Here is a 21,023-nt window from a genome sequence, read left to right as displayed (position 1 = left end):
GTGCCCTCGCAATCGCCCACGGCAGAAGGCCCCGCGACATGACCGGGCTTGCAGATGCATCGACTCACTCACGATGCGTTAACTAATAATAACAATTCGCATTCGTCTCGAAAGCCCATTTCCATGACCCGACTCTTCACGCCGGGGCCGCTGGCCCTGGCCGCCGGCCTTGCCCTGCAGGCTTTGGCCGCCTCGGCCCAGACCGCCCCCGCCGCCACTGCGACCGCAACGGCGCCCGCCGGCACGCTCGCCACCGTCACCGTCGAAGCCAGCGCCGATGCCTCGGCCGAAGGCCTCACCAAGCCCTACGCCGGCGGCCAGATCGCCCGCGGCGGGCGCGTCGGCCTGCTGGGCAACGTCGACCTGATGGCCACGCCCTTCGCCACCACCGCCTACACGCAGGAACTGATCCAGAACCAGCAGGCGCGCAGCGTGGCCGACGTGCTGCAGAACGATCCCTCGGTGCGGGTGGCGCGCGGCTTCGGCAACTTCCAGGAGTCGTACTTCATGCGCGGCTTCATCGTGAACTCGGACGACATCGCCTACAACGGCCTGTACGGCCTGCTGCCGCGCCAGTACATCGCCTCGGAGCTGTTCGAGCGGGTGGAGGTCCTGCGCGGCGCCAGCGCCTTCCTCAACGGCGCCACGCCCTCGGGCGGCGGCATCGGCGGCAACATCAACCTGCTGCCCAAGCGCGCCGGCAACGAGCCGCTGACGCAGGTGACGGTGGGCGGCGCGAGCGGCTCGCAGGGCTATGCCGCGGCCGACATCGCCCGGCGCTTCGGTCCCGACCAGAGCATGGGCGTGCGCGTGAATGCGGCGCACCGCGACGGCGGCACGGGCATCGATGGCGAATCGGTCAGGCTGAGCGCGCTGTCGGTCGGGCTGGACTGGCGCGGCCGCGATGCCCGCGTGTCGGCCGACATCGGCCACCAGGAGCACATGCTCGAGGCGGCCCGGCCCAACGTGACGCTGGGCAGCGCCGTCACCGTGGTGCCGCGCGCGCCCGACGGCCGCAGCAACTATGCCCAGCCCTGGACCTATTCGATGGAGAGCGACACCTTCGGCTCCCTGCGCGGCGAATACGACATCACCCCCGGCATCACCGCCTGGGCCGCGGCCGGCGCCCGCCGCAGCGCCGAGAGCAATGCGCTCGCCAATCCGACGGTCAACAACGCCTTCACCGGCGCCAGCACGGCCACGCGCTTCGACAACACCCGCGAGGACGACGTGAAGACGGCCGAGCTGGGCCTGCGCGGCAAGCTGCGCACGGGCAGCGTGGGCCACGAATGGGTGCTGGGCTATTCCTGGTACGACCTGCAGAAGAAGAACGCCTATGCCATGGGCCTGGCGGCCGGCTCCTCGGTCGTCAGCAGCATCTACGCTCCGGTGCCCCGCATCGCGCCCGGCCTCAGCTACCTGGGCAACGACCTGACCAACCCCGCGCTCAACGGCACCACCACGCTCAAGAGCTGGGCGCTGGGCGACACGCTGTCCTTCCTGGACGACCGCCTGCGCGTGACGCTGGGCGCGCGCTACCAGACCATCGAGTCGACCAGCATCCCCTACGTGGTCGCCAATGCCGGCCGTTTCGTGCCCGGCACCACGGGCGTCAGCAGCTACGACCAGAGCCGCACCAGCCCGGTGGCCGGCGTGGTGTTCAGGCTGCGCGAGGACCTGTCGATCTACGCCAACTACATCGAAGGCCTGGCGCAGGGCGACACGGCGCCCACCCAGTCCGGCGGACAGCCGGTGCTCAACGGCGGGCAGCAGCTGGCGCCCTACGTCTCCAAACAGAAGGAGGTGGGCCTGAAGTACGACGGCGGCCGCATCGGTGCGACCGTGGCCGTCTTCAGCACAGAGAAGCCACGCGCCTACCTGGCCAACGGCTACTACGGCGTGCAGGGCGAGGACCGCCACCAGGGCGTGGAGCTCAACACCTTCGGCGAACTCACCCGCGGCCTGCGCGTGCTGGGCGGCGTGACCTGGCTGGACGCCGAGCAGAAGAACACCGGCAGCGCCACCACCGACGGCAAGCGCGTGATCGGCGTGGCGCGCGCGCAGGGCAGCCTGGGGCTGGACTGGGACGTGCCCGGCGTGCCGGGCCTGGCCCTCACCGGCCGCGTGGTGCGCAACGGCAGCAGCTATGCCGATGCCGCCAACACCCTGCGCGTGTCCGGCTGGACGCGGCTGGACGTGGGCGCGCGCTACCTGACCGAAGTGGCGGGCAAGCCCGTCACCTTCCGCGCGCGCATCGACAACGCCACCGACCGCCGCTATTGGGCATCCGTGGGCGGCTACCCGGGCTACGGCTACCTGGTGCAGGGCACGCCGCGCACCTTCAACCTGAGCGCGACGGTCGACTTCTGAACGGGCTCCGACGCGCGGCGGCTGCCGCGCGTCAGGGGCCGATCCACGTGGCCGGCCAGGCGCCGGAGCGCGTCATGCCGCGCAGCACGTCCACCACCAGCGCCTCGACCGCGGCGCAGGCCACGGTCTGCGGCCGGGCGGTGCCCAGCACGCGCACCACCCGCCGCCGCATCGCCGCGCTGTCGATGGCCACGGTGCGCAGCCGGCCCTCGGCCACCTCTTCCGCCACGCCACCGGCCGCCAGGATGGTGCTGCCGATGCCGGCCTCCACCGCCCGCTTCACGCTGCCCAGCGCCTCGATCTCGGCCACCACGTCCAGCTGCACGCCGGCCGGTGCGCAGGCCTCGTCGATCAGGCGGCGCAGGCCGTGCTCGCGGCCGGGCAGCACCAGCGGCCAGCGGGCCAGTGCCTGCAGGCTCAGCTTGCGCGGCACGCGGGCCTGGCTCGCGCCCGTCACCAGCACCAGCCGGTCGTCCAGCAGCGCCTGCTTGGCCAGGCCCGGCTCGGGCGCGTCGCCGTAGAGCAGGGCCAGGTCCAGCCGGCCCGACAGCAGCCATTCGCGCACGAAGCCGCTGTAGCCCTCCACCAGCTTGAGCCGCACCTTCGGCAGCCGCTCGCGGCAGGCGCTCAGGATGGGCAGCGTGGCCACCAGGGCGATGGTGGTGGGCAGGCCGATGGCGACGTCGCCCTGCGGCACGTCCAGCGATTCCCGCACCGCCAGGCGCGCCCGCTCGGCATCGGCCAGCACCACCTTCGCATGCTCCAGGAAGACGGAGCCGGCCGGCGTCAGCGCCATGCCGCGGCTGGAGCGCACGAAGAGCGGCGCGCCCAGTTCCGCCTCCAGCGCGGCGATCTGCTGACCCAGCGCCGGCTGCGCCAGATGCATGCGCGCCGAGGCCTTGAGCAGGCTGCCCGTTTCGCTGACGGCCACGAAGAGGCGCAGTTGCTTGAGTTCCATGGGGCGGGCTCCGGTTGGCAGGGCAAGAGGATGGGTTCGTCCGGCGGATGCACAAAGGCGCACATCCGTGGGCGGAAGGCGCAACGACGGTGCTCGGCGATGGGCCTCGCTATCCGGATTTTGTCTAGCTCCTAAGCCAAATCAGTATTTCACAGCTAGCGTCCCGCTCGCCAGAATCGGCCGCATCGCCAGCGCCCCGCACGCTGGCCGCCATCGGAGACACCGCATGCCCCAGGCCCTCGACATCGACCACCTGCGCCAATGGATCGGCCGCAGCGAGCAGCTGCACGACAGCGTCACCACCGCGCCGCTGCGGGCGCTCACCGCCACGCTGGACCGCGACGACGCGCCGCAGGAAACCGGCGCGGCCATCCCGCCGCTGTGGCACTGGCTGTACTTCCTGCCGGCCGCGCCGCAGTCCCAGCTGGGTCCCGACGGCCATCCCCAGCGCGGCGGCTTCCTGCCGCCGGTGCCGCTGCCGCGGCGCATGTGGGCGGGCAGCCAGCTGCACTTCCACCAGCCGCTGCGCGTGGGGCAGTCCATCGTGCGCACCTCGCGCATCGCCGACGTGCGGCTCAAGGAAGGGCGCACCGGCCCGCTGGTGTTCGTGAACGTGGACCACCGCATCGAGGCCGACGGCGCGCTCGCCATCGAGGAGCGGCACGACATCGTCTACCGCGACATGCCCGCGCCCGGCGAAGCCGCACCGCCGCCGGTGCTGGCCACCACCGACGCCACCTGGTCGCGCCGCATCGCGCCGGACGACGTGCTGCTCTTCCGCTACTCGGCGCTCACCTTCAACGGCCACCGCATCCACTACGACCGGCGCTACGTCACCGAGGTCGAGGGCTACCCCGGCCTGGTGGTGCACGGCCCGCTGATCGCGACGCTGCTGCTGGACCTGCTGCGCCGCCACCGGCCCGAGGCCACGGTGCGGCAGTTCGGCTTCCACGCGATGAAGCCCACCTTCGACACCGAATCCTTCGAGGTCTGCGGCGCGCCCGACGGCGACGGCACGGTGCGCCTGTGGGCCCGCGACCACCTGGGGCACCTGACGATGGACGCCACCGCCACGCTGGGCTGAGCCGCACCGCCCGGCGCCCCGAAACCCCACCCTGGAGCCCGTCTTGCCCCGTCCCCTGGATGGCGTGACCGTCGTCACGCTGGAACATGCGATCGCCGCCCCCTTCTGCACCCGCCAGCTGGCGGACCTGGGCGCGCGCGTCATCAAGATCGAACGCCCCGGCAGCGGCGACTTCGCCCGCGCCTACGACACGCGGGTGGACGGCCTCTCCTCCCACTTCGTGTGGACCAACCGCTCCAAGGAAAGCCTGACGCTGGACGTCAAGCACCCGGCCGCCGCCGACGTGCTCGCCCGGCTGCTGGAAGGCGCCGACGTGCTGGTGCAGAACCTGGCGCCGGGTGCCGCGGCGCGGCTGGGGCTGTCCTACGAGGCGCTGCGGGCGCGGCACCCGCGGCTGATCGTGTGCGACATCTCCGGCTACGGCGAGGACGGGCCCTACCGTGACCGCAAGGCCTACGACCTGCTGATCCAGAGCGAGTCCGGCTTCGTGTCGGTGACCGGCACGCCCGAGTCGCCGGCCAAGGCCGGCTGCTCCATCGCCGACATCGCCGCCGGCATGTATGCGTACACCAGCATCCTGGCGGCGCTGCTGCAGCGCCAGAGCACCGGCGAGGGCAGCCACATCGACGTCTCCATGCTCGAGAGCATGGTGGAGTGGATGGGCTTTCCGATGTACTACGCCTTCGACGGCGCGGCGCCGCCGCCGCGCGCCGGGGCCGCGCACGCCACCATCTTTCCCTACGGTCCCTTCCAGGCCGGCGACGGCCGCGCCGTGATGCTGGGCCTGCAGAACGAGCGCGAATGGGCCGTGTTCTGCCGCGTGGTGCTGCAGCAGCCCGAGCTGGCCACCGACCCGCGCTTCGACGCCAATCCCAAGCGGGTGGCCCAGCGCGACGCGCTGCGCGCGCTCATCGAGGCGGCCTTCGTGCCGCTCAGCGCCGAACAGGTGCGCCAGCGGCTGGACGAGGCGCAGATCGCCAATGCCAGCGTCAACGCCATGCAGGACGTGTGGGCCCATCCGCAGCTGAAGGCGCGCGAGCGCTGGACGCCGGTGGACACGCCCGCCGGCCCCGTGCCCGCGCTGCTGCCGCCGGGCCGCTCCAGCGCCTTTGCGCCGCGCATGGACGCGGTGCCCGCGCTGGGCCAGCACACCGACGCGCTGCTGCGCGAGCTGGGCTGCAGCCCCGACACCGTGGCCGCCCTGCGCGCCGACGGCGCCATCTGAACGGCCCCGCGAAGCCGTCGGCGCCCCGCATCGTTTTCTGCTGTCACAACCCACAAGGAGACAAACCATGACCTCGATCCGCCGGCGTTCCTTCGCCGTCACCGCCCTGGCCCTGGCCTGCGGCGCCCTGCCCCTCGCCGCGGCGGCCCAGGCCGCCTGGCCGAGCAAGTCGATCACGCTCGTCGTGCCCTTCTCGGCCGGCGGTCCCACCGACGTGGTGGCCCGCGTGCTGGGCGCGGCCATGACGAAGACGCTGGGCCAGCCCATCGTCATCGAGAACAAGACCGGCGCCGGCGGCACCATCGCCGCCGCGTACACGGCCCGCGCCACGCCCGATGGCTACACCTTCCTGATCCACCACAACGGCATGGCCACCGCGCCGGCGCTGTACCGCAAGCTGGCCTACAAGCCGCTGAACGACTTCGAGTACGTCACCCAGGTGGTCGACGTGCCCATGACGCTCGTCGGCCGCAAGGACCTGCCGGCCAAAGACTTCAAGGAGCTGCAGGCCTACCTGAAGGCCCAGGGCAACAAGGTCAACCTGGCCCACGCAGGCCTGGGCGCGGTGTCGCACCTGTGCGGCATGCTGCTGCGCCAGGCCACGGGCGTGGAGATGACCACCGTGCCCTTCCAGGGCACCGCGCCGGCGATGAATGCGCTGGTGGCCGGCCAGGTCGACCTGCTGTGCGACCAGACCACCTCGACCACGCCCTTCATCAAGGCGGGCTCGATCAAGCTCTACGGCGTGACCACGCCCACGCGCATCAAGGCCCTCCCCGAGGCGCCGACGCTGGACGAGCAGGGCCTCAAGGGCTTCCAGGTGGTGGTGTGGCACGGCATCTACGCGCCCAAGGGCACGCCCAAAGAGGCCATCGACCGGTTCGGCGCCGCCGTCCGCACCGCCCTCCAGGACCCGGCCGTCGCCACTCGCCTGGCCGAGCTGGGCGCCCAGCCGGCCAGCGAGGACAAGCTGTCGCCGGAAGGCCTGCGCCAGTGGCTGGCGCAGGAGACGCAGCGCTACGACCCCGTCATCAAGGCGGCTGCGCAGTTTGCGGACTGACCTTCTGCGGCCGTCGTCATGAAGCCTCCCTTTCCCCTCGCGCAGGCGCGCAGCTTTCTCTTCGTGCCGGGCAACCGGCCGGAGCGCTTCGAGAAGGCGGCGCGCAGCGGCGCCGATGCGGTCGTGCTCGACCTGGAGGACGCCGTGCCGACGGGCGACAAGGACGCGGCACGGCAGGCCGTGACGGAAGCGCTGCCGGGCCTGGCCGCCGTCGGCACGCCACTGGTGGTGCGCATCAACGCGCTGACGCACGAGTCCGGCCGCGCCGATCTGCGCGCACTGGCGGCCTTCGCGGCGCAGGGCATGTCCGTGGGCGTGATGCTGCCCAAGGCCGAAACCGTCGCGCAGGTGCAGGCGGTGCTGGCGACCATGGGCCCATCGGTGCCGGTGCTTCCGCTGATCGAGAGCGCCGCCGGCTGGCAGGCCCTGTCCGCCATCGCAACGGCGCCGGGCGTGCTGCGGCTGGTGGTGGGCCACATCGACTTCATGGCCGACACGGGGCTGCAATGCGGTGAGGACGAGGCGGAACTCGCGCCGCTGCGCTTCGCGGTGGCCATGGCGACGCGGCTGAATGCGCTGGCCCCGGCGGTCGACGGCGTGACGGTCGCGATCCACGACGACGCGCGGCTGCGGCTGGACACGCAGCGCGCGCTGCGTTTCGGCTTCGGCGCCAAGCTGTGCATCCATCCGCGCCAGGTGACCGTCGTGCACGAGGCCCTGGCGCCGAGCGCCGAAGAAGCCGACTGGGCCCGCCGCGTGCTGGCCGCCGATGCGCAGGCCGGCGGTGCGGCCGTGCAGGTGGATGGCCGCATGGTCGACCTGCCGGTGGTGCTGCAGGCGCGGCGGCTGCTGGCGCGGGTAAGAGATACGGCGAACTGAGCGGGCCGGCTCGCATCGGCTCACCGCTTGCCGCTTGCCGCTTGCCGCTTGCCGCTTGCCGCTTGCCGCTTGCCGCTTGCCGCTTGCCGCTTGCCGCTTGCCACTTGCCGCTCAGCGGTTCTTCGCTCCCTCTCCCCTCGCGGGAGAGGGCTGGGGAGAGGGGGCTGCAGCGCCTGCGCCCGCCAAGCGATGCCGTCGCGCGCGATGGCCCCCTCTCCCCAACCCCTCTCCCGCGAGGGGAGAGGGGCTCTCCATGATCAGGGCCGCGCGCCGGCCGCGGCTTGCCGCATCAACCCAGCAGCCAGCCCACGCGCTGCTGCTGTTCAACGCGCCACAGCCGCTCGACCGCCGCGGCGACCGCATCCGCGGGCAATGCCGGGCTGCCATGGGCCGCCAGCCGCAGGGCCTTGGCCGTGATCTCGGCGCGCGACAGCGTGTTGCCCGGGTCGCCCTTGGGCTCGTCGACCCGGCCATGCAGCTCGCGGCCGTCGGTGGTGCGCAGCGTGACCTTGCCGATCCAGCGGCGCGGGTAGGCGGCATCGACCTCGGCGTCCAGCACCATCGTCACGCGCTCACGCAGCGCCACCGTCTCGGGCGCCAGGAACTCGGCGTCGAACTCGGCCAGGCCTGCATGGCCGAAGCGCGCCACCAGCGCCAGCACGGTGCCCATGGAGAACTTGCTCTGGTGCACGGTGACGGGCGACACCACGGGCCCCAGCACGTCCAGCGCCCCCTGGTGCACGTGGCAGGTGACCTGCGCGATGTCCTGCGCCTGCAGGCCATGCGTCTGCATCAGCTGCAGGAGCGCATCGGCCGCAGGATGGGTGTGGCGGCAGGAGGCATGCCATTTGAACGAGGTCTCGGCCGTGGCCCAGCGCGTGCCCAGGCCGTCGACCAGCCGCGACGGATCGGCGTCGGTGGACATGCCGGCCGCCAGGCCGCGCGCGCCGGTGAAGATGTCCGCGGCGCCGGTGAAGCCGTCCTGCGCCAGATGGGCCGCCATCAACCCCGCCGCGGCGGCATGGGCGGTGTGCAGCTGCTTGCTGTCCGCGCCGGTGGCGAGGAACTCCCACAGCCCCGCCGACTGCGTGCCGGCCGAGCCGAAGGCATGCTGCATCTGCACCGGCGAGAGGCGCAGCAGGCGCCCCACGGCCGCTGCAGCGGCCAGCGTGCCGGCCGTGGCGGTGGTGTGGAACACGCGGTAGTGGCTGCGGCCCAGGAACTCGCCCACGCGGATGCCCACCTCGTAGCCCGCGACGCAGGCCGCCAGGAAGTCGCTGCCGCTCGCCCCGCGCTGCTGCGCCACGGCCAGCGCGGGCGCGAACACCACGGCCGCCGGATGGAACACCGAGCCGTTGTGCACGTCGTCCTGCTCGGCCACGTGCGAGGCCGCCGCATTGGCCAGCGTGGCGACGAGCGGCGCGCTGCCCCGCGCGTGGCCGATGACTTCGCAAGGACCGGCGTCGGGCCCCTGCGCCAGCGCAAAGCCGGCGATGCTGCGCACCGGCCGTGCGCCCTGGCCGGCCAGCACCGAGCCGAACCAGTCCACGAGCAGGTCCTCGGTGCGGCGGCGCACCGGCTCGGGCACGGCCTGCCAGTCGAGCGTGGCGGCGAAATCGGCGAGCGGATGGACGGCGGCGGGGGTGTCGTTCTTCATGGCAGGACGTGTGGGAGGTGGAAGCGGCGCAGCAACAACGATCAGATGGCCGCGGAGCAGGCCATGCCAGTGCACCCGCGGAACCGGCTTGGCCGGGCCGGGGGGTGCGCCCCTTGAGGGGGATTGGACTTCCACACGCAGTGAGGAAGTCCAAACGGGGTGGGTTTCATCCGCGCTGCTTCTTTTCCAGGGCCAGCCGGCGCGTCAGCAGTTCTCGGTAGCGCGCCAGCGCCTGCGGGTCGCGCCCGGCGGCGGCGATGGCCTCGGTCTCCTGCGCCTTGAGGTGCTCGATCAGCATGCGGTCCAGCAGGTCGCGCAGCTCGGCGTCCCATTCGGCCTCGGTGGCGCTGCCGGGCGGGCCGGCCATCAGGCGCACCGCCAGGTCCTCGAAAGGCTGGCCGGCCATGTCGGCGCGCAGCTGCGGCCATTCGAGCGGGCCGTATTCGTGCAGGCAGCGCTCCAGCCAGGCGAAGAGCGGGCCGTGCGGCGCCGGCAGGCCGCACAGCAGCGCATGCTCCTCGCCGGACAGGTGTTCCCAGGCGGCCAGGCGTTCGAGCATCAGCCGGGCGGCATGGTCGGCCCGGCTCGCCGGCTTGGGCCGCGGGCCGGCGGGCGGCCGCGGCGCGGCAGCGCCGAAGGGACGCTTCCACTTGCCCTGGCCCTTCGCGCCGCCACGGGCGGCGGGTGGCGTGTAGGGCGCGTGGCCGCCGCCATCGTCCCAGCCGGGCGGCGGCTCATCGGCGTAGTCCCGCGCATCGGCGCCGTCGCGGGCATCGCGGAAGTCGCCACGCGGCGCGCCGGGCGCGGGCGCCGGCGCCTGCCCGGCCCACAGCGCCTGCAGGCCGGCCGGTTCCAGATGGGCGGCCTGGGCGATCTCGGCCAGCAACTGCTGGCGCAGGGCGCCGTCGGGGAGCGCCTGCCACAGCGGACGGGCCTGGCTGGCCATGCGCGCGCGGCCTTCGGCGCTGCCCAGCTCGCAGCCCTCGCGCGCGGCTTCCAGCAGGAAGCGGCTGAGCGGCACGGCCTGCGCCACGGCCTGGCCGAAGGCGTCGGTGCCGTTGGCACGGATGAAGCTGTCCGGGTCGTGCTCGGCCGGCAGGAAGAGGAACTTGACGCTGCGCACGTCGGTGGCATGGGGCAGGGCGGCCTCCAGTGCTTTGCGCGCGGCACGCCGGCCGGCCGCGTCGCCGTCGAAGCTGAAGACCACCGCGTCGGTGAAGCGGAACAGCTTGTGCACGTGCTCGTCGGTGCAGGCCGTGCCGAGCGTGGCCACGGCATTGGCGAAGCCCAGCTGCGCCAGCGCCACCACGTCCATGTAGCCTTCGGTGACCAGCGCATAGCCCTGCTCGCGCAGCGCGGTGCGGGCCTCGAACAGGCCGTACAGCTCGCGGCCCTTGCTGAACACCGGCGTCTCGGGCGAATTCAGGTATTTGGGTTTCTCGTCGCCCAGCACCCGGCCGCCGAAGCCGATGCATTCGCCCTTGACGTTGCGGATCGGGAACATGATCCGGTCGCGGAAGCGGTCGTAGCGCTTGCCCTCGCCGCCCTCGTCGCTGGCGATGACCAGGCCGCTGTCGACCAGCAGCGCATCCGCATAGTCGGGGAACACGCCGGCCAGCGTGCGCCAGCCTTCCGGCGCGTAGCCCAGGCCGAAACGCTTGGCGATGGCGCCGGAGACGCCGCGGCCCTTGAGGTAGTCCACGGCACGCGGCGATTCGCGCAGGCGCTGGCGGTACGCGTCGCCGGCCTTCTCCAGCACGTCGGTGAGCGTGGCCTGCCGCTCGCGCCGGGCGGCGGCCTGGGCCTTCTGCTCGGGCGAGAGCGGGTCGTCGTCGGGCACCTCCAGGCCGTACTGGCCGGCCAGGTCCTGCACCGCGTCGCGGAAGCCCACGCCCGTGTGCTCCATCAGGAAACGGATGGCGTCGCCATGCGCCCCGCAGCCGAAGCAGTGGTAGAACTGCTTGGTCGGGCTGACCGAGAAGGAGGGCGACTTCTCGCCGTGGAAGGGGCACAGCCCCATGAAGTTGGCGCCGCCCTTCTTGAGCTGCACATGCCGCCCGACGATCTCGACGATGTCGGTGCGGGCGAGCAGCTCGTGGATGAAGGATTCGGGGATGGCCATGCGGGAAGAACCAACGAAAAAGGGGCGCCTCCGTCCGGATGGCGCCCCCTCGGGCGAGGCGGAAGTATCGGCGAAAAGCCGTCCGCCCGATGGCGGCGGGGTCAGCGCGGCGCCAGGCGGATGGCGCCGTCCAGGCGGATCACTTCGCCGTTGAGCATGTCGTTCTCGATGATGTGCTTCGCCAGCCGGGCATAGTCGGCCGGCGTGCCCAGGCGGGAGGGGAAAGGCACGCTGGCGGCCAGGGCATCCTGCACTTCCTGCGGCATGCCGAAGAGCATGGGCGTGCCGAAGATGCCCGGGGCGATGGTCATGTTGCGGATGCCGTTGCGCGCCAGGTCGCGCGCGATGGGCAGCGTCATGCCGACCACCCCGCCCTTGCTCGCGCTGTACGCGGCCTGGCCGATCTGGCCGTCGTAGGCGGCGACGCTCGCGGTGGAGATCAGCACGCCGCGCTCGCCGGTCGCTTCGGGCTCGTTCTTCGCCATGGCGTCGGCGGCGAGGCGGATCATGTTGAAGCTGCCGAGCAGGTTCACGCGCAGCGTCTTCTCGAAGACGGCCAGGGCATGGGGCCCGTTCTTGCCCACGGTCTTCTCGGCGGGCGCGATGCCGGCGCAGTTGACCAGGCCCACCAGCTTGCCCAGTTCGAGGGCGGCGGCGACGACGGCCTGGCCGTCGGCCTCCTGGCTCACGTCGCAGCGCACGAAGCGGCCGCCGATCTCGGCGGCGACGGCCTGGCCCTTGTCGGCCTGCATGTCGGCGATCACCACCTTGGCGCCTTCGCCGGCCAGCATGCGGGCCGTGCCTTCGCCCAGGCCCGAGGCGCCGCCGGTGACGATGAAAACGCGGTCCTTGATCTGCATGGTTGCTGTCTCCTTGTTGGGCAAAGCCGTCATGATAGGGCGGCGGTCGCGCCGGCCGCCGCCGGGCAGGACTGGTCACGCAGACGAAAAAAAGCCCCGCCGAGGCGGGGCCTGAATTGGATCCCGTGAGGACCCAAGGAGACAACTTGCGGAGATCAGCGCTTGGCGGCGGCGGTCTTCGTCGCGGTCTTGGCGGCGTTGACGGCCTGGGCCGAGACGGCGTTGAAGTTGGCTTCGGCCACGTCGGAGGCCTGCTTCACGGCCTTCTGGACCGATTCGAAGGCGTTGTTGGCGGCGGCGACGGCGCTCTTCATCATGGCGACGGCGGTTTCGGAACCGGCCGGGGCGTTCTTGGCGGCGCTGTCGATCAGGCCGGCCATGGTCTGCTGGGCTTCCACGGCCTTGGCTTCGAAGGCCTTGCTGAACTCGGCGCTGGTGCCCTGGGCGATTTCGTACAGGTGGCGGCTGTAGGCGGCGGTCTTCTCGGCCATCGGCTGCATCATGCTGGCCTGCAGGGCCAGCAGTTCCTGCGCGTCCTTGGCGCCCAGCACGGCGTGGGCGGTGCCGGCGGCTTCGCTCAGGGCGGCCTTGGAGGCGGTCACGTTCAGCTCGATGAGCTTTTCCATGCCTTCGAAGGCCTTGGTCGTCAGACCGAACAGCGTGTCGATGTTGGCCTTTTGGACGGCGATGATCTGGTCGGCGGTGAGTGCCATGGAAAAGCTCCTTGATGATGATGATGGTTGAAGTGGGGCTGCGGCGTTTTGCTGCGCTGCAACATGGGATGAAGTATGGCACCGCCCACGGCCGACCTCAAGACGGTTTTGTTGCATTGCAGCATTTTTAGGGGGCTGCACCTAGCAGGCTCTAGAACTGATCAGGTTGCCATCGGCGAGCCAGCGCCGGTGCGACGGCCGGCCTTCGGCCTTATGGCCAAGCGTGTGCGGGACAGACCGCCGCCGCCTGGAGCGTCAGAATCGCCCGCCATGAGCAGCGCCCGCCCCACGCCCAACCCGCGCGACCACTACCGCGCCTTTCGTCCCATCACCACCCGCTGGATGGACAACGACATCTATGGTCACGTCAACAACGTCGTCTACTACAGTTGGTTCGACACGGCGGTCAACGCGCTGCTGATCGAGCGCGGCGCGCTCGACATCCACCACGGGGGCACCATCGGCTTCGTCGTCGAGACCCAGTGCAACTACTTCGCCCCGCTGGCCTTTCCCCAGACCATCGAAGCCGGCGTGCGGGTAGCCCACGTGGGCAGCAGCAGCGTGCGCTATGAGGTCGGCCTGTTCGCGGCCGAGGCGCCGACGGCCGCGGCACAGGGGCATTTCGTGCACGTCTACGTGGACCGGGCCACGCAGAGGCCGGTGGCGTTGCCCGCTGCACTGCTGGCGGTGCTGGACGCGCTGCGCTGAAACCGCCTGCCCAAAAGGCAAAGGCGGCCCTGCAGGCCGCCCATGAAAAAAGCGGCACCCGAGGGTGCCGCCAAAGCGCTTCCGTCAAACGCGAGGAGACAAATTACTTCTTGGCGACCATGGCCTTGATGTCGGCCTTGGCCTTTTCGTGGTCGGCCTTGGCTTGCGACTGGCAGGCATTCTTGGCATCGCCGCTCATGTCGTCGCACTTTTCCTTGGCGACGTCGTAGGCAGCGGTTGCCTTGGCCTCGGCAACCTTCTTGGCGTGGCTGTTGCTGGGCTTGTACGACTGCTCCAGCTCGGCCTTGGCCACGTTTTCCTTGCCCTTGGCTTCCTTCTCGCACACGTCCTTGGCGTTGTCCTTCAGTGTGTCGCATTGCGCCTTGTCGGACTTGTACTGGGCTTCAATCTTGGTCTTTTCAGCCTTGTACTCGTCGTTGGTCATGGCGCTGGCCTGGGCGCCAATCAGGCAGCCGGTGGCGAGGGCGATCATCAGTGCGGTCTTCTTCATGGTGCAGTACTCCTTGGGATTGCTCGGGTGTTGGAATGTGTTGAATGACGGGGGAGGGATGGAGATCAGTACTTTTCCATCCACAGCGCGGCCGGCGTGCGGCCTTCTGCGCTTTCCCATGCGGCGACCTGCTTCTCGGCTTCGTCGCGGCTGACGCCGTGGCGTTCCTGGATCTTGCCCAGCAGCTGGTCGCGCTTGCCGGCCACGACGTCGAAGTCGTCGTCGGTCAGCTTGCCCCATTGCTCCTTGACCTTGCCCTTGAGCTGCTTCCAGTTGCCTTCGATGATGTCCTTGTTCATGGGATCTCCTTTGGTTGCTTGCGGCGCACGTTGGGTGCCGCCGTGCTAAGCACTGTGGTCAGGTCGCCTGCGACAGACGGTAGGACGCGCAAAGGACGCCTCGTAGGCGCAAGCCCACCGCCGCCGTGATAATCCATGCCGCCGTCACCGGCCCGTCCAGCGCGCCGCTGTGCGGGGAGACAACCGCGCCGCCGCGGGCGCAGAAGCCGCCTTCCATGATCATCCAGAGCCTTCTCGACACCGACCTGTACAAGTTCACGATGATGCAGGTGGTGCTGCACCACTTTCCTGGCGCCAAGGTCGAGTACCGCTTCAAGTGCCGCAACCCCGGCGTCAACCTCGCCCGCTTCGCCAGCGAGATCCGCGAGGAGGTGCGGGCACTGTGCAGCCTGCAGTTCAAGGAGGCCGAACTCGCCTACCTGCGCTCCATGCGCTTCATCAAGAGCGACTTCGTCGACTTCCTGGGCCTGTTCAAGCTCAACGAGAAGTACATCGAGATCGTGCCCAACGCGGCCACCGGCGAGCTGGACATCCACATCAAGGGCCCCTGGCTGCACACCATCCTGTTCGAGATCCCGGTGCTGGCCATCGTCAACGAGGTCTACTTCCGCAACACCCAGCCGCAGCCCGACCTGGCCGAGGGCCGGCAGCGGCTCACCGCCAAGATCGGCCAGCTGAAGGAAGCCGGCCTGGAGGACCTCAAGATCGCCGACTACGGCACCCGCCGGCGCTTCTCCAAGACCTGGCACGAGGAGGTGCTGCGCACGCTGACGGCCGAACTGGGCGCCGTGGTGCCGCAGCCGCGTGCGGCCGAGCGCCTGCCGCAGTTCGCCGGGACCAGCAACGTGCTGTTCGCCATGAAGCTGGGCCTGATCCCGCTGGGCACCATGGCGCACGAATACCTGCAGGCCTGCCAGGCCCTGGGCCCGCGGCTGCGCGACAGCCAGATCTACGGCTTCGAGATGTGGGCGCGCGAATACCGCGGCGACCTGGGCATCGCGCTGTCCGACGTGTACGGCATGAGCGCCTTCCTGCGCGACTTCGACCTGTACTTCTGCAAGCTCTTCGACGGCTCGCGCCACGACAGCGGCGACCCCTTCGAATGGGGCGAGCGCATGATCGCCCACTACGTGGCCAACCGGGTCGATCCGCACACCAAGACGCTGATCTTCAGCGACGGCCTGACGGTGCCGCGCACCATCGAGCTGTACCGCCAGTTCCGCGGCCGCTGCCAGCTGGCCTTCGGCATCGGCACCAACCTGACCAACGACCTGGGCTACGAGCCGCTGCAGATCGTGATCAAGATGATCCGCTGCAATGGCCAGCCCGTCGCCAAGCTGTCGGACACGCCCGGCAAGGGCATGTGCGACGACGAGAAGTACCTCGCCTACCTGCGCCAGGTGTTCGAGATTCCCCAGCCCGCCACACCCTGAGCCACCTTCATACGCCGTGACTTCGACGCTTCGCCGGTTGCGCCCTTCGCGGGCATTCATGGGGGCTGCGCTGGCAGCCCCCGCGCTTTCCCAGGCCGCCACCTTCGATGGGGCCGCGCTGTCGCCGCTGTGGGGCCTGCCGTTCGCGGGCATCCTGCTGTCCATCGCGCTCATGCCGCTGCTGGCGCCGGCCTTCTGGCACCACCACTTCGGCAAGGTGGCAGCCGCCTGGGCGCTGGCCTTCCTGCTGCCCTTCGCGGCCGTGTTCGGTCCGGCGCTGGCGGGCGCGCAGGTGGTGCATGCGCTGCTGGCGGAGTACATCCCCTTCATCGTGCTGCTGACGGCCCTGTTCACCGTCGCGGGCGGCATTCACATCCGCGGCAACCTGCATGGCTCGCCGGCGCTCAACACCGGCCTGCTGGCCATCGGCGGCCTGCTGGCCAGCATCATGGGCACCACGGGCGCGTCGATGCTGCTGATCCGTCCGCTCATCCGCGCCAACGACAACCGCCGGCACAAGGCGCACGTGGTGGTGTTCTTCATCTTCATCGTGTCCAACGTCGGCGGCTCGCTCACGCCGCTGGGCGATCCGCCGCTGTTCCTCGGCTTCCTCAAGGGCGTGGACTTCTTCTGGACCACCTGGCACCTGCTGCCCGACACGGCCTTCGTCCTGCTGTGCCTGCTGGCCATCTTCTTCGTGCTCGACCGCTTCTACTACCGCCGCGAGGGCGTGCTGCCGGTGGACCCCACGCCCGACACGCGCGGCCTGCGTTTCGACGGCCAGGTCAACTTCGCGCTGCTGGCGGTGGTGCTGGGCCTGGTGCTGATGAGCGGCCTGTGGAAGAGCACGGTGGCGTTCGACGTGGCCGGCACGCCCGTGGGCCTGCCGGGCCTGGTGCGCGATGCGGGACTGATCGGCGTGACGCTGCTGTCGCTGGCGCTCACCAGGCGCGAGGTGCATGCGGCCAACCAGTTCGGCTGGGGGCCGATGCTGGAGGTCGCCAAGCTCTTCGCCGGCATCTTCCTGACCATCGTTCCGGTGATCGCCATGCTGCGCGCCGGCACCGAGGGCCCCTTCGGTGCCGTGGTGGCGGCCGTGACCCGGCCCGACGGCCAGCCGGAACCCGCGATGTACTTCTGGGCCACGGGCCTCCTCAGCTCTTTCCTGGACAACGCGCCGACCTACCTGGTTTTCTTCAACACCGCCGGCGGCGACCCGGCCACCCTCATGACCACCCATGCCGCGACGCTCGCCGCCATCTCGGCCGGCGCCGTGTTCATGGGCGCCAACAGCTACATCGGCAATGCGCCCAACCTCATGGTCAAGGCCATCGCCGAGGACCGCGGAGTGCGCATGCCCAGCTTCTTCGGCTACATGGCGTGGTCGGGGGCGGTGCTGCTGCCGCTGTTCGTGCTCGTCACCTTTCTCTTCTTCCGCTGAACGCCGGCGCGGCCGCGCCTCGCGGTCCCACCCGCGTCGGCAGCCTTTCCGAACGGATTCCTCCATGAGCAAGCCCCAGGTCCTCGTCGCCCGCGCCGTCTTTCCCGAGGCCGTGGCCCGCCTCTCCGAGCATTTCGAGGTCGAGACCAACGACAGCGACGAACTCTGGCCCAAGGCCGAACTGATCCGCCGCCTGCAGGGCAAGGTGGGCGTGTTCACCACCGGCAGCGAGCGCATCGATGCCGAGCTGCTCGACGCCTGCCCGCAGCTGCGCATCTGCGCCAACATGGCCGTGGGCTTCAACAACTTCGACGTCGACGCCATGACGGCCCGCGGCGTGCTGGGCACCAATGCGCCCGACGTGCTGACCGAAACCACGGCCGACTTCGGCTTCGCGCTGCTGATGGCGACGGCCCGCCGCATCACCGAGAGCGAGCTTTTCCTGCGCGCCGGCCAGTGGACGAAGTGGTCCTTCGACATGTTCGCCGGTGCCGAGGTGCACGGCAGCACGCTGGGCATCCTGGGCATGGGCCGCATCGGCCAGGGCATCGCCCGCCGCGGCGCGCACGGCTTCGGCATGAAGGTGGTCTACCACAACCGTTCGCGCCTCTCGCCCGAGCTGGAGGCCGACTGCAAGGCCCGCTACGTGGCCAAGGATGAGCTGCTGCGCACCGCCGACCACCTGGTGCTGGTGCTGCCCTACACGCCGGCCAATCACCACAGCATCGGCGCCGACGAGCTGGCGCAGATGAAGCCCACCGCCACGCTGGTCAACATCGCCCGCGGCGGCATCGTGGACGACGCGGCGCTGGCCCAGGCGCTAAAGGAGCGGCGCATCGCCGCCGCCGGGCTCGACGTGTTCGAGGGCGAGCCCAGGGTGCATCCGGACCTGCTCAGCGTGCCCAACGTCGTGCTCACGCCCCACATCGCCAGCGCCACCATCGCCACGCGCCGCGCCATGGCCGACCTGGCCGTGGACAACCTGATTGCCTTCCTCACCACCGGGCAGCCCCGCACGCCGGTCAACCCGCAGGTGCTGGGCCGGATGCGCGGCCAATGACGGAATCGATGACGCTGCAGGGCTGGCTGCTGCTCGGCCTGGGACTGCTCAACCTCGTCCTGCTCGCCGTGCTGCTGCTGCGCCGGCCTGCCGAGCCCGACACCGGTGCGCTGGCCGCGACCATCCAGGCGCAGATGGAGCGCAGCGAGCGCACCCTCCGCCAGGAGATCGCCGACAGCGCCCGCGCCGGCCGGCAGGAAGCCGCCGCCGCCCTGGCCACCTTCCAGCAGACCCTGCTGAAACAGGGCGCCGCCGCCAGCGGCAGCCAGAACGCGCGGCTCGATGCCTTCGCGCAGCAGATCGGCACGCTGCGCCAGTCGCTGGCCGAGACGCTCAGCAGCCAGCTGCATGGCCTGTCCGAATCCAACGCCCGCCGCATTGCCGAGGTGCGCGCCACCATGGAGCAGCAGCTGGCGCAGCTGCAGGCCAGCAACAGCGCCAAGCTGGAGGAGATGCGCCAGACGGTCGACGAGAAGCTCCAGAGCACGCTCGAAGCCCGCCTGGGCGAGAGCTTCCGGCAGGTGGCCGAGCGGCTGGAGCAGGTCTACAAGGGCCTGGGCGAGATGCAGACGCTGGCGCAGGGCGTGGGCGACCTCAAGCACCTGCTCACCAACGTCAAGACCCGCGGCATGTTCGGCGAGGCCCAACTGGCCGCGCTGCTGGAGCAGGTGCTGGCGCCGGAGCAGTATGCGGCGCAGGTGGCCACGCACCCCGAGTCGCGCCAGGTGGTGGACTTCGCCATCCGCCTGCCGGGCCGAAGCAGCGACGGCACGCCGGTGTGGCTGCCCATCGACGCCAAGTTTCCCAACGAGGACTACGAGCGCCTGCTTGACGCCCAGCAGCGCGCCGACGCGCTGGCGGTGGAAGTGGCGGCCAAGGGGCTGGAGACGCGCATCCGCCTGGAGGCCCGCGGCATCCAGGAGAAGTACGTGTGCCCGCCGCACACCACCGACTTCGCCATCCTCTTCCTGCCCACCGAGGGCCTGTACGCCGAGGTGCTGCGCCGCCCCGGCCTCATGGAAGCGCTGCAGCGCGACCACCGCGTGACGCTCGCCGGCCCGACCACGTTGCTGGCCATGCTCAATTCGCTGCAGATGGGCTTCCGCACCCTGGCGCTGGAAAAGCGCAGCAGCGAGGTCTGGCAGGTGCTGGGCGCGGTCAAGACCGAGTTCATGAAATTCGGCGAGGTGATCGACAAGGTCAAGCGCCAGACCCAGACCGTGCTCAACACGCTGGACCAGACGCAGACCCGCACCAACGTGCTGACCCGCACGCTGCGCAGCGTCGAGGCCCTGCCCGAGGCCCAGGCCCGGCAGCTGCTGCCCACGGCCGCCGAGGCCGCCGCCGACCCGGCCGAGGTGGACGAAGGCGGCGCGCGGTGAGGGGCGCCGAGCTCGCGCGGCTGATCGGCGCCCAGGTCTGCCTGCATGCCACCATGGCCGGCATCCGGCTGGCGGCGCCGCTGCTGATGCTGCAGCAGGGCCACGGCGCCGCCTCGGTGGGCGTGCTGATCTCGCTGTTCGCGCTGACGCAGGTCTTCCTGGCGCTGCCCGCCGGCCGCTACGTGGACCGGCACGGCCTCAAGCGGCCGATGGCCATGGCGGTGGCGGCCGCCTTCGTGGGTGCGCTGCTGCCGCTGATCTGGCCGGTGTTCCCGGCCATGTGCATCTCGGCCCTGCTGACCGGCGGCGCCACCGGCGCCACCGTCATCGCACTGCAGCGGCATGTGGGCCGCGCGGCGCAGGGCACGGCGCAGCTGCGCCAGGTGTTCAGCTGGCTGGCCATTGCGCCCGCGGGCGCCAACTTCGTCGGGCCCTTCGTGGCCGGGCTGCTGATCGACCATGCCGGCCGCGTGCCGGCGGATGACCGGGCCTACGCCATCTGCTTCGGGGTGCTGGCCGCGCTGCCGCTGGTGTGCTGGCTGCTGGTGCGGCCCACGCGCGAGACGCCGAGCGACGCGCCCGCCGCGCAGGTGCCCGGTGCCGGCGCCTGGGACCTGCTGCGCGAGCCCATGTTCCGCCGCCTGCTCTTCGTCAACTGGATGCAGTCCTGCAGCTGGGACGTGCATGCCTTCGTGCTGCCGCTGCTGGGCCACGAGCGGGGCTTGGGTGCCTCGGTCATCGGCACGCTGCTGGGCGCCTTCGCGGTGGCGGCGGCGGCGGTGCGCATGATGCTGCCGCTGATCGCCGCGCGCACCACCGAGCGGCAGGTGATCCTGGTCTCCAACCTGATGGTGCTGGCGGTGTTCGCGCTCTATCCGCTGCTGCGCGACCCCTGGGCCATGGGCGCCTGCTCCGTGCTGCTGGGCTTCGCGCTGGGCGCCGTGCAGCCGATGGTGATGAGCATGCTGCACCAGATCACGCCGCACCACCGCCAGGGCGAGGCGCTGGGCCTGCGGCTGATGACCATCAATGCCTCCAGCGTGGTGATGCCGCTGCTGTTCGGCTCGCTGGGCATGCTGATCGGGGTGGCCGGCGTGTTCTGGGTGGTGGGCGCCGTCATGGCCGTGGGCACGCCGGCGGTGCGCGGGCTGAAGGCGACGGAAGAGCACCACGGCTGAGCGTCTGCCGGGGGAGGGCGGACGGCCCGCGTGCCGTATTAGCTGGCTTCTATACAACTCTCCGAGCCACCGAGACTGGGCAA

The 21,023-nt window shown here is 70.7% G+C and carries 18 protein-coding genes; 11 read left to right on the top strand and 7 right to left on the bottom strand.

Annotation, left to right across the window (positions count from 1 at the left end; genetic code table 11):
• The first annotated feature begins 123 nt into the window (after positions 1-123).
• On the top strand, positions 124-2,370 hold the full coding sequence (locus tag NS331_RS21290; protein WP_058643950.1) for a TonB-dependent receptor: 2,247 nt from the start codon (positions 124-126) through the stop codon (positions 2,368-2,370).
• Positions 2,371-2,401: 31 nt separating this feature from the next.
• Here the strand turns inward: NS331_RS21290 and NS331_RS21285 are convergent, their stop codons facing one another.
• On the bottom strand, positions 2,402-3,328 hold the full coding sequence (locus tag NS331_RS21285; RefSeq protein ID WP_058643949.1) for a LysR substrate-binding domain-containing protein: 927 nt from the start codon (positions 3,326-3,328) through the stop codon (positions 2,402-2,404).
• A 226-nt stretch (positions 3,329-3,554) separates the two neighbouring features.
• On the opposite strand from NS331_RS21285, the gene NS331_RS21280 reads away from it, so the two are divergent.
• From NS331_RS21280 to NS331_RS21265, 4 genes are all read left to right on the top strand, one after another.
• Positions 3,555-4,412: an HTD2 family dehydratase gene (locus NS331_RS21280; RefSeq protein ID WP_058643948.1), complete on the top strand. Its 858-nt coding sequence runs from the start codon at positions 3,555-3,557 to the stop codon at positions 4,410-4,412.
• Between the two features lie 43 nt (positions 4,413-4,455).
• A complete protein-coding gene (locus NS331_RS21275) occupies positions 4,456-5,637 on the top strand; it encodes a CaiB/BaiF CoA transferase family protein (protein WP_058643947.1) in 1,182 nt (393 codons plus the stop codon).
• 67 nt (positions 5,638-5,704) lie between these two features.
• Positions 5,705-6,697: a tripartite tricarboxylate transporter substrate-binding protein gene (locus NS331_RS21270; protein WP_058643946.1), complete on the top strand. Its 993-nt coding sequence runs from the start codon at positions 5,705-5,707 to the stop codon at positions 6,695-6,697.
• Between the two features lie 18 nt (positions 6,698-6,715).
• Positions 6,716-7,576, top strand: coding sequence for an HpcH/HpaI aldolase/citrate lyase family protein (locus NS331_RS21265; RefSeq protein WP_058643945.1), 861 nt, complete (start codon positions 6,716-6,718; stop codon positions 7,574-7,576).
• 289 nt (positions 7,577-7,865) lie between these two features.
• Here NS331_RS21265 and NS331_RS21260 read toward each other — a convergent pair whose 3' ends face one another.
• The 4 genes from NS331_RS21260 to NS331_RS21245 all read right to left on the bottom strand — a co-directional run bounded on the left by NS331_RS21260 (position 7,866) and on the right by NS331_RS21245 (position 12,928).
• Positions 7,866-9,233, bottom strand: a complete 1,368-nt coding sequence (locus NS331_RS21260) for an MmgE/PrpD family protein (protein WP_058643944.1) — start codon at positions 9,231-9,233, stop codon at positions 7,866-7,868.
• A 166-nt stretch (positions 9,234-9,399) separates the two neighbouring features.
• Positions 9,400-11,355, bottom strand: a complete 1,956-nt coding sequence (gene dnaG, locus NS331_RS21255; protein ID WP_058643943.1) for a DNA primase — start codon at positions 11,353-11,355, stop codon at positions 9,400-9,402.
• A 101-nt stretch (positions 11,356-11,456) separates the two neighbouring features.
• A complete protein-coding gene (locus NS331_RS21250) occupies positions 11,457-12,215 on the bottom strand; it encodes a 3-hydroxyacyl-CoA dehydrogenase (RefSeq protein ID WP_058643942.1) in 759 nt (252 codons plus the stop codon).
• 155 nt (positions 12,216-12,370) lie between these two features.
• Positions 12,371-12,928, bottom strand: coding sequence for a phasin family protein (locus NS331_RS21245; RefSeq protein WP_058643941.1), 558 nt, complete (start codon positions 12,926-12,928; stop codon positions 12,371-12,373).
• A gap of 270 nt (positions 12,929-13,198) precedes the next feature.
• On the opposite strand from NS331_RS21245, the gene NS331_RS21240 reads away from it, so the two are divergent.
• Positions 13,199-13,636 (top strand): acyl-CoA thioesterase, encoded by a 438-nt coding sequence (locus NS331_RS21240; RefSeq protein ID WP_058643940.1) that lies wholly within the window; start codon positions 13,199-13,201, stop codon positions 13,634-13,636.
• A 103-nt stretch (positions 13,637-13,739) separates the two neighbouring features.
• On the opposite strand, the gene NS331_RS21235 is transcribed toward NS331_RS21240, so the two are convergent.
• Together NS331_RS21235 and NS331_RS21230 are read right to left on the bottom strand one after the other, a co-directional pair.
• Positions 13,740-14,147 carry a hypothetical protein gene (locus NS331_RS21235; protein ID WP_058643939.1) on the bottom strand — a complete coding sequence of 136 codons (408 nt, stop codon included), beginning with the start codon at positions 14,145-14,147 and terminating at the stop codon, positions 13,740-13,742.
• Between the two features lie 65 nt (positions 14,148-14,212).
• Positions 14,213-14,446, bottom strand: coding sequence for a CsbD family protein (locus NS331_RS21230; RefSeq protein WP_058643938.1), 234 nt, complete (start codon positions 14,444-14,446; stop codon positions 14,213-14,215).
• 215 nt (positions 14,447-14,661) lie between these two features.
• Between NS331_RS21230 and pncB the strand changes: the two genes are divergently transcribed.
• The 5 genes from pncB (at position 14,662) to NS331_RS21205 (ending at position 20,940) form a co-directional block, all read left to right on the top strand.
• Positions 14,662-15,879 carry a nicotinate phosphoribosyltransferase gene (gene pncB, locus NS331_RS21225; RefSeq protein WP_058643937.1) on the top strand — a complete coding sequence of 406 codons (1,218 nt, stop codon included), beginning with the start codon at positions 14,662-14,664 and terminating at the stop codon, positions 15,877-15,879.
• 58 nt (positions 15,880-15,937) lie between these two features.
• Positions 15,938-17,320 (top strand): sodium:proton antiporter, encoded by a 1,383-nt coding sequence (locus NS331_RS21220; RefSeq protein ID WP_058643936.1) that lies wholly within the window; start codon positions 15,938-15,940, stop codon positions 17,318-17,320.
• A 64-nt stretch (positions 17,321-17,384) separates the two neighbouring features.
• On the top strand, positions 17,385-18,380 hold the full coding sequence (locus tag NS331_RS21215) for a 2-hydroxyacid dehydrogenase (protein WP_058643935.1): 996 nt from the start codon (positions 17,385-17,387) through the stop codon (positions 18,378-18,380).
• Positions 18,377-19,762, top strand: coding sequence for a DNA recombination protein RmuC (locus NS331_RS21210; RefSeq protein ID WP_058643934.1), 1,386 nt, complete (start codon positions 18,377-18,379; stop codon positions 19,760-19,762). Before NS331_RS21215 ends, NS331_RS21210 begins: the two co-directional genes overlap by 4 nt.
• Positions 19,759-20,940 carry an MFS transporter gene (locus NS331_RS21205; protein ID WP_058643933.1) on the top strand — a complete coding sequence of 394 codons (1,182 nt, stop codon included), beginning with the start codon at positions 19,759-19,761 and terminating at the stop codon, positions 20,938-20,940. Before NS331_RS21210 ends, NS331_RS21205 begins: the two co-directional genes overlap by 4 nt.
• Positions 20,941-21,023: the final 83 nt, after the last annotated feature.

The sequence above is a fragment of the Pseudacidovorax intermedius genome, assembly GCF_001476815.1.
Taxonomy (GTDB): domain Bacteria; phylum Pseudomonadota; class Gammaproteobacteria; order Burkholderiales; family Burkholderiaceae_C; genus Xenophilus; species Xenophilus intermedius_A.
The sequence above is the reverse complement of the archived record's forward strand: the minus strand, read 5'-3'. Positions and strand labels throughout refer to the sequence as shown.

What these genes read in the sequence shown, in the direction of transcription:
- NS331_RS21290 (WP_058643950.1), top strand. Translation starts at nt 124, where the DNA reads ATGACCCGACTCTTCACGCCGGGGCCGCTGGCCCTGGCCGCCGGCCTT.
- NS331_RS21285 (WP_058643949.1), bottom strand. Translation starts at nt 3,328, where the DNA reads ATGGAACTCAAGCAACTGCGCCTCTTCGTGGCCGTCAGCGAAACGGGC.
- NS331_RS21280 (WP_058643948.1), top strand. Translation starts at nt 3,555, where the DNA reads ATGCCCCAGGCCCTCGACATCGACCACCTGCGCCAATGGATCGGCCGC.
- NS331_RS21270 (WP_058643946.1), top strand. Translation starts at nt 5,705, where the DNA reads ATGACCTCGATCCGCCGGCGTTCCTTCGCCGTCACCGCCCTGGCCCTG.
- NS331_RS21265 (WP_058643945.1), top strand. Translation starts at nt 6,716, where the DNA reads ATGAAGCCTCCCTTTCCCCTCGCGCAGGCGCGCAGCTTTCTCTTCGTG.
- NS331_RS21260 (WP_058643944.1), bottom strand. Translation starts at nt 9,233, where the DNA reads ATGAAGAACGACACCCCCGCCGCCGTCCATCCGCTCGCCGATTTCGCC.
- dnaG (WP_058643943.1), bottom strand. Translation starts at nt 11,355, where the DNA reads ATGGCCATCCCCGAATCCTTCATCCACGAGCTGCTCGCCCGCACCGAC.
- NS331_RS21250 (WP_058643942.1), bottom strand. Translation starts at nt 12,215, where the DNA reads ATGCAGATCAAGGACCGCGTTTTCATCGTCACCGGCGGCGCCTCGGGC.
- NS331_RS21245 (WP_058643941.1), bottom strand. Translation starts at nt 12,928, where the DNA reads ATGGCACTCACCGCCGACCAGATCATCGCCGTCCAAAAGGCCAACATC.
- NS331_RS21240 (WP_058643940.1), top strand. Translation starts at nt 13,199, where the DNA reads ATGAGCAGCGCCCGCCCCACGCCCAACCCGCGCGACCACTACCGCGCC.
- NS331_RS21235 (WP_058643939.1), bottom strand. Translation starts at nt 14,147, where the DNA reads ATGAAGAAGACCGCACTGATGATCGCCCTCGCCACCGGCTGCCTGATT.
- NS331_RS21230 (WP_058643938.1), bottom strand. Translation starts at nt 14,446, where the DNA reads ATGAACAAGGACATCATCGAAGGCAACTGGAAGCAGCTCAAGGGCAAG.
- pncB (WP_058643937.1), top strand. Translation starts at nt 14,662, where the DNA reads ATGATCATCCAGAGCCTTCTCGACACCGACCTGTACAAGTTCACGATG.
- NS331_RS21220 (WP_058643936.1), top strand. Translation starts at nt 15,938, where the DNA reads ATGGGGGCTGCGCTGGCAGCCCCCGCGCTTTCCCAGGCCGCCACCTTC.
- NS331_RS21215 (WP_058643935.1), top strand. Translation starts at nt 17,385, where the DNA reads ATGAGCAAGCCCCAGGTCCTCGTCGCCCGCGCCGTCTTTCCCGAGGCC.
- NS331_RS21210 (WP_058643934.1), top strand. Translation starts at nt 18,377, where the DNA reads ATGACGGAATCGATGACGCTGCAGGGCTGGCTGCTGCTCGGCCTGGGA.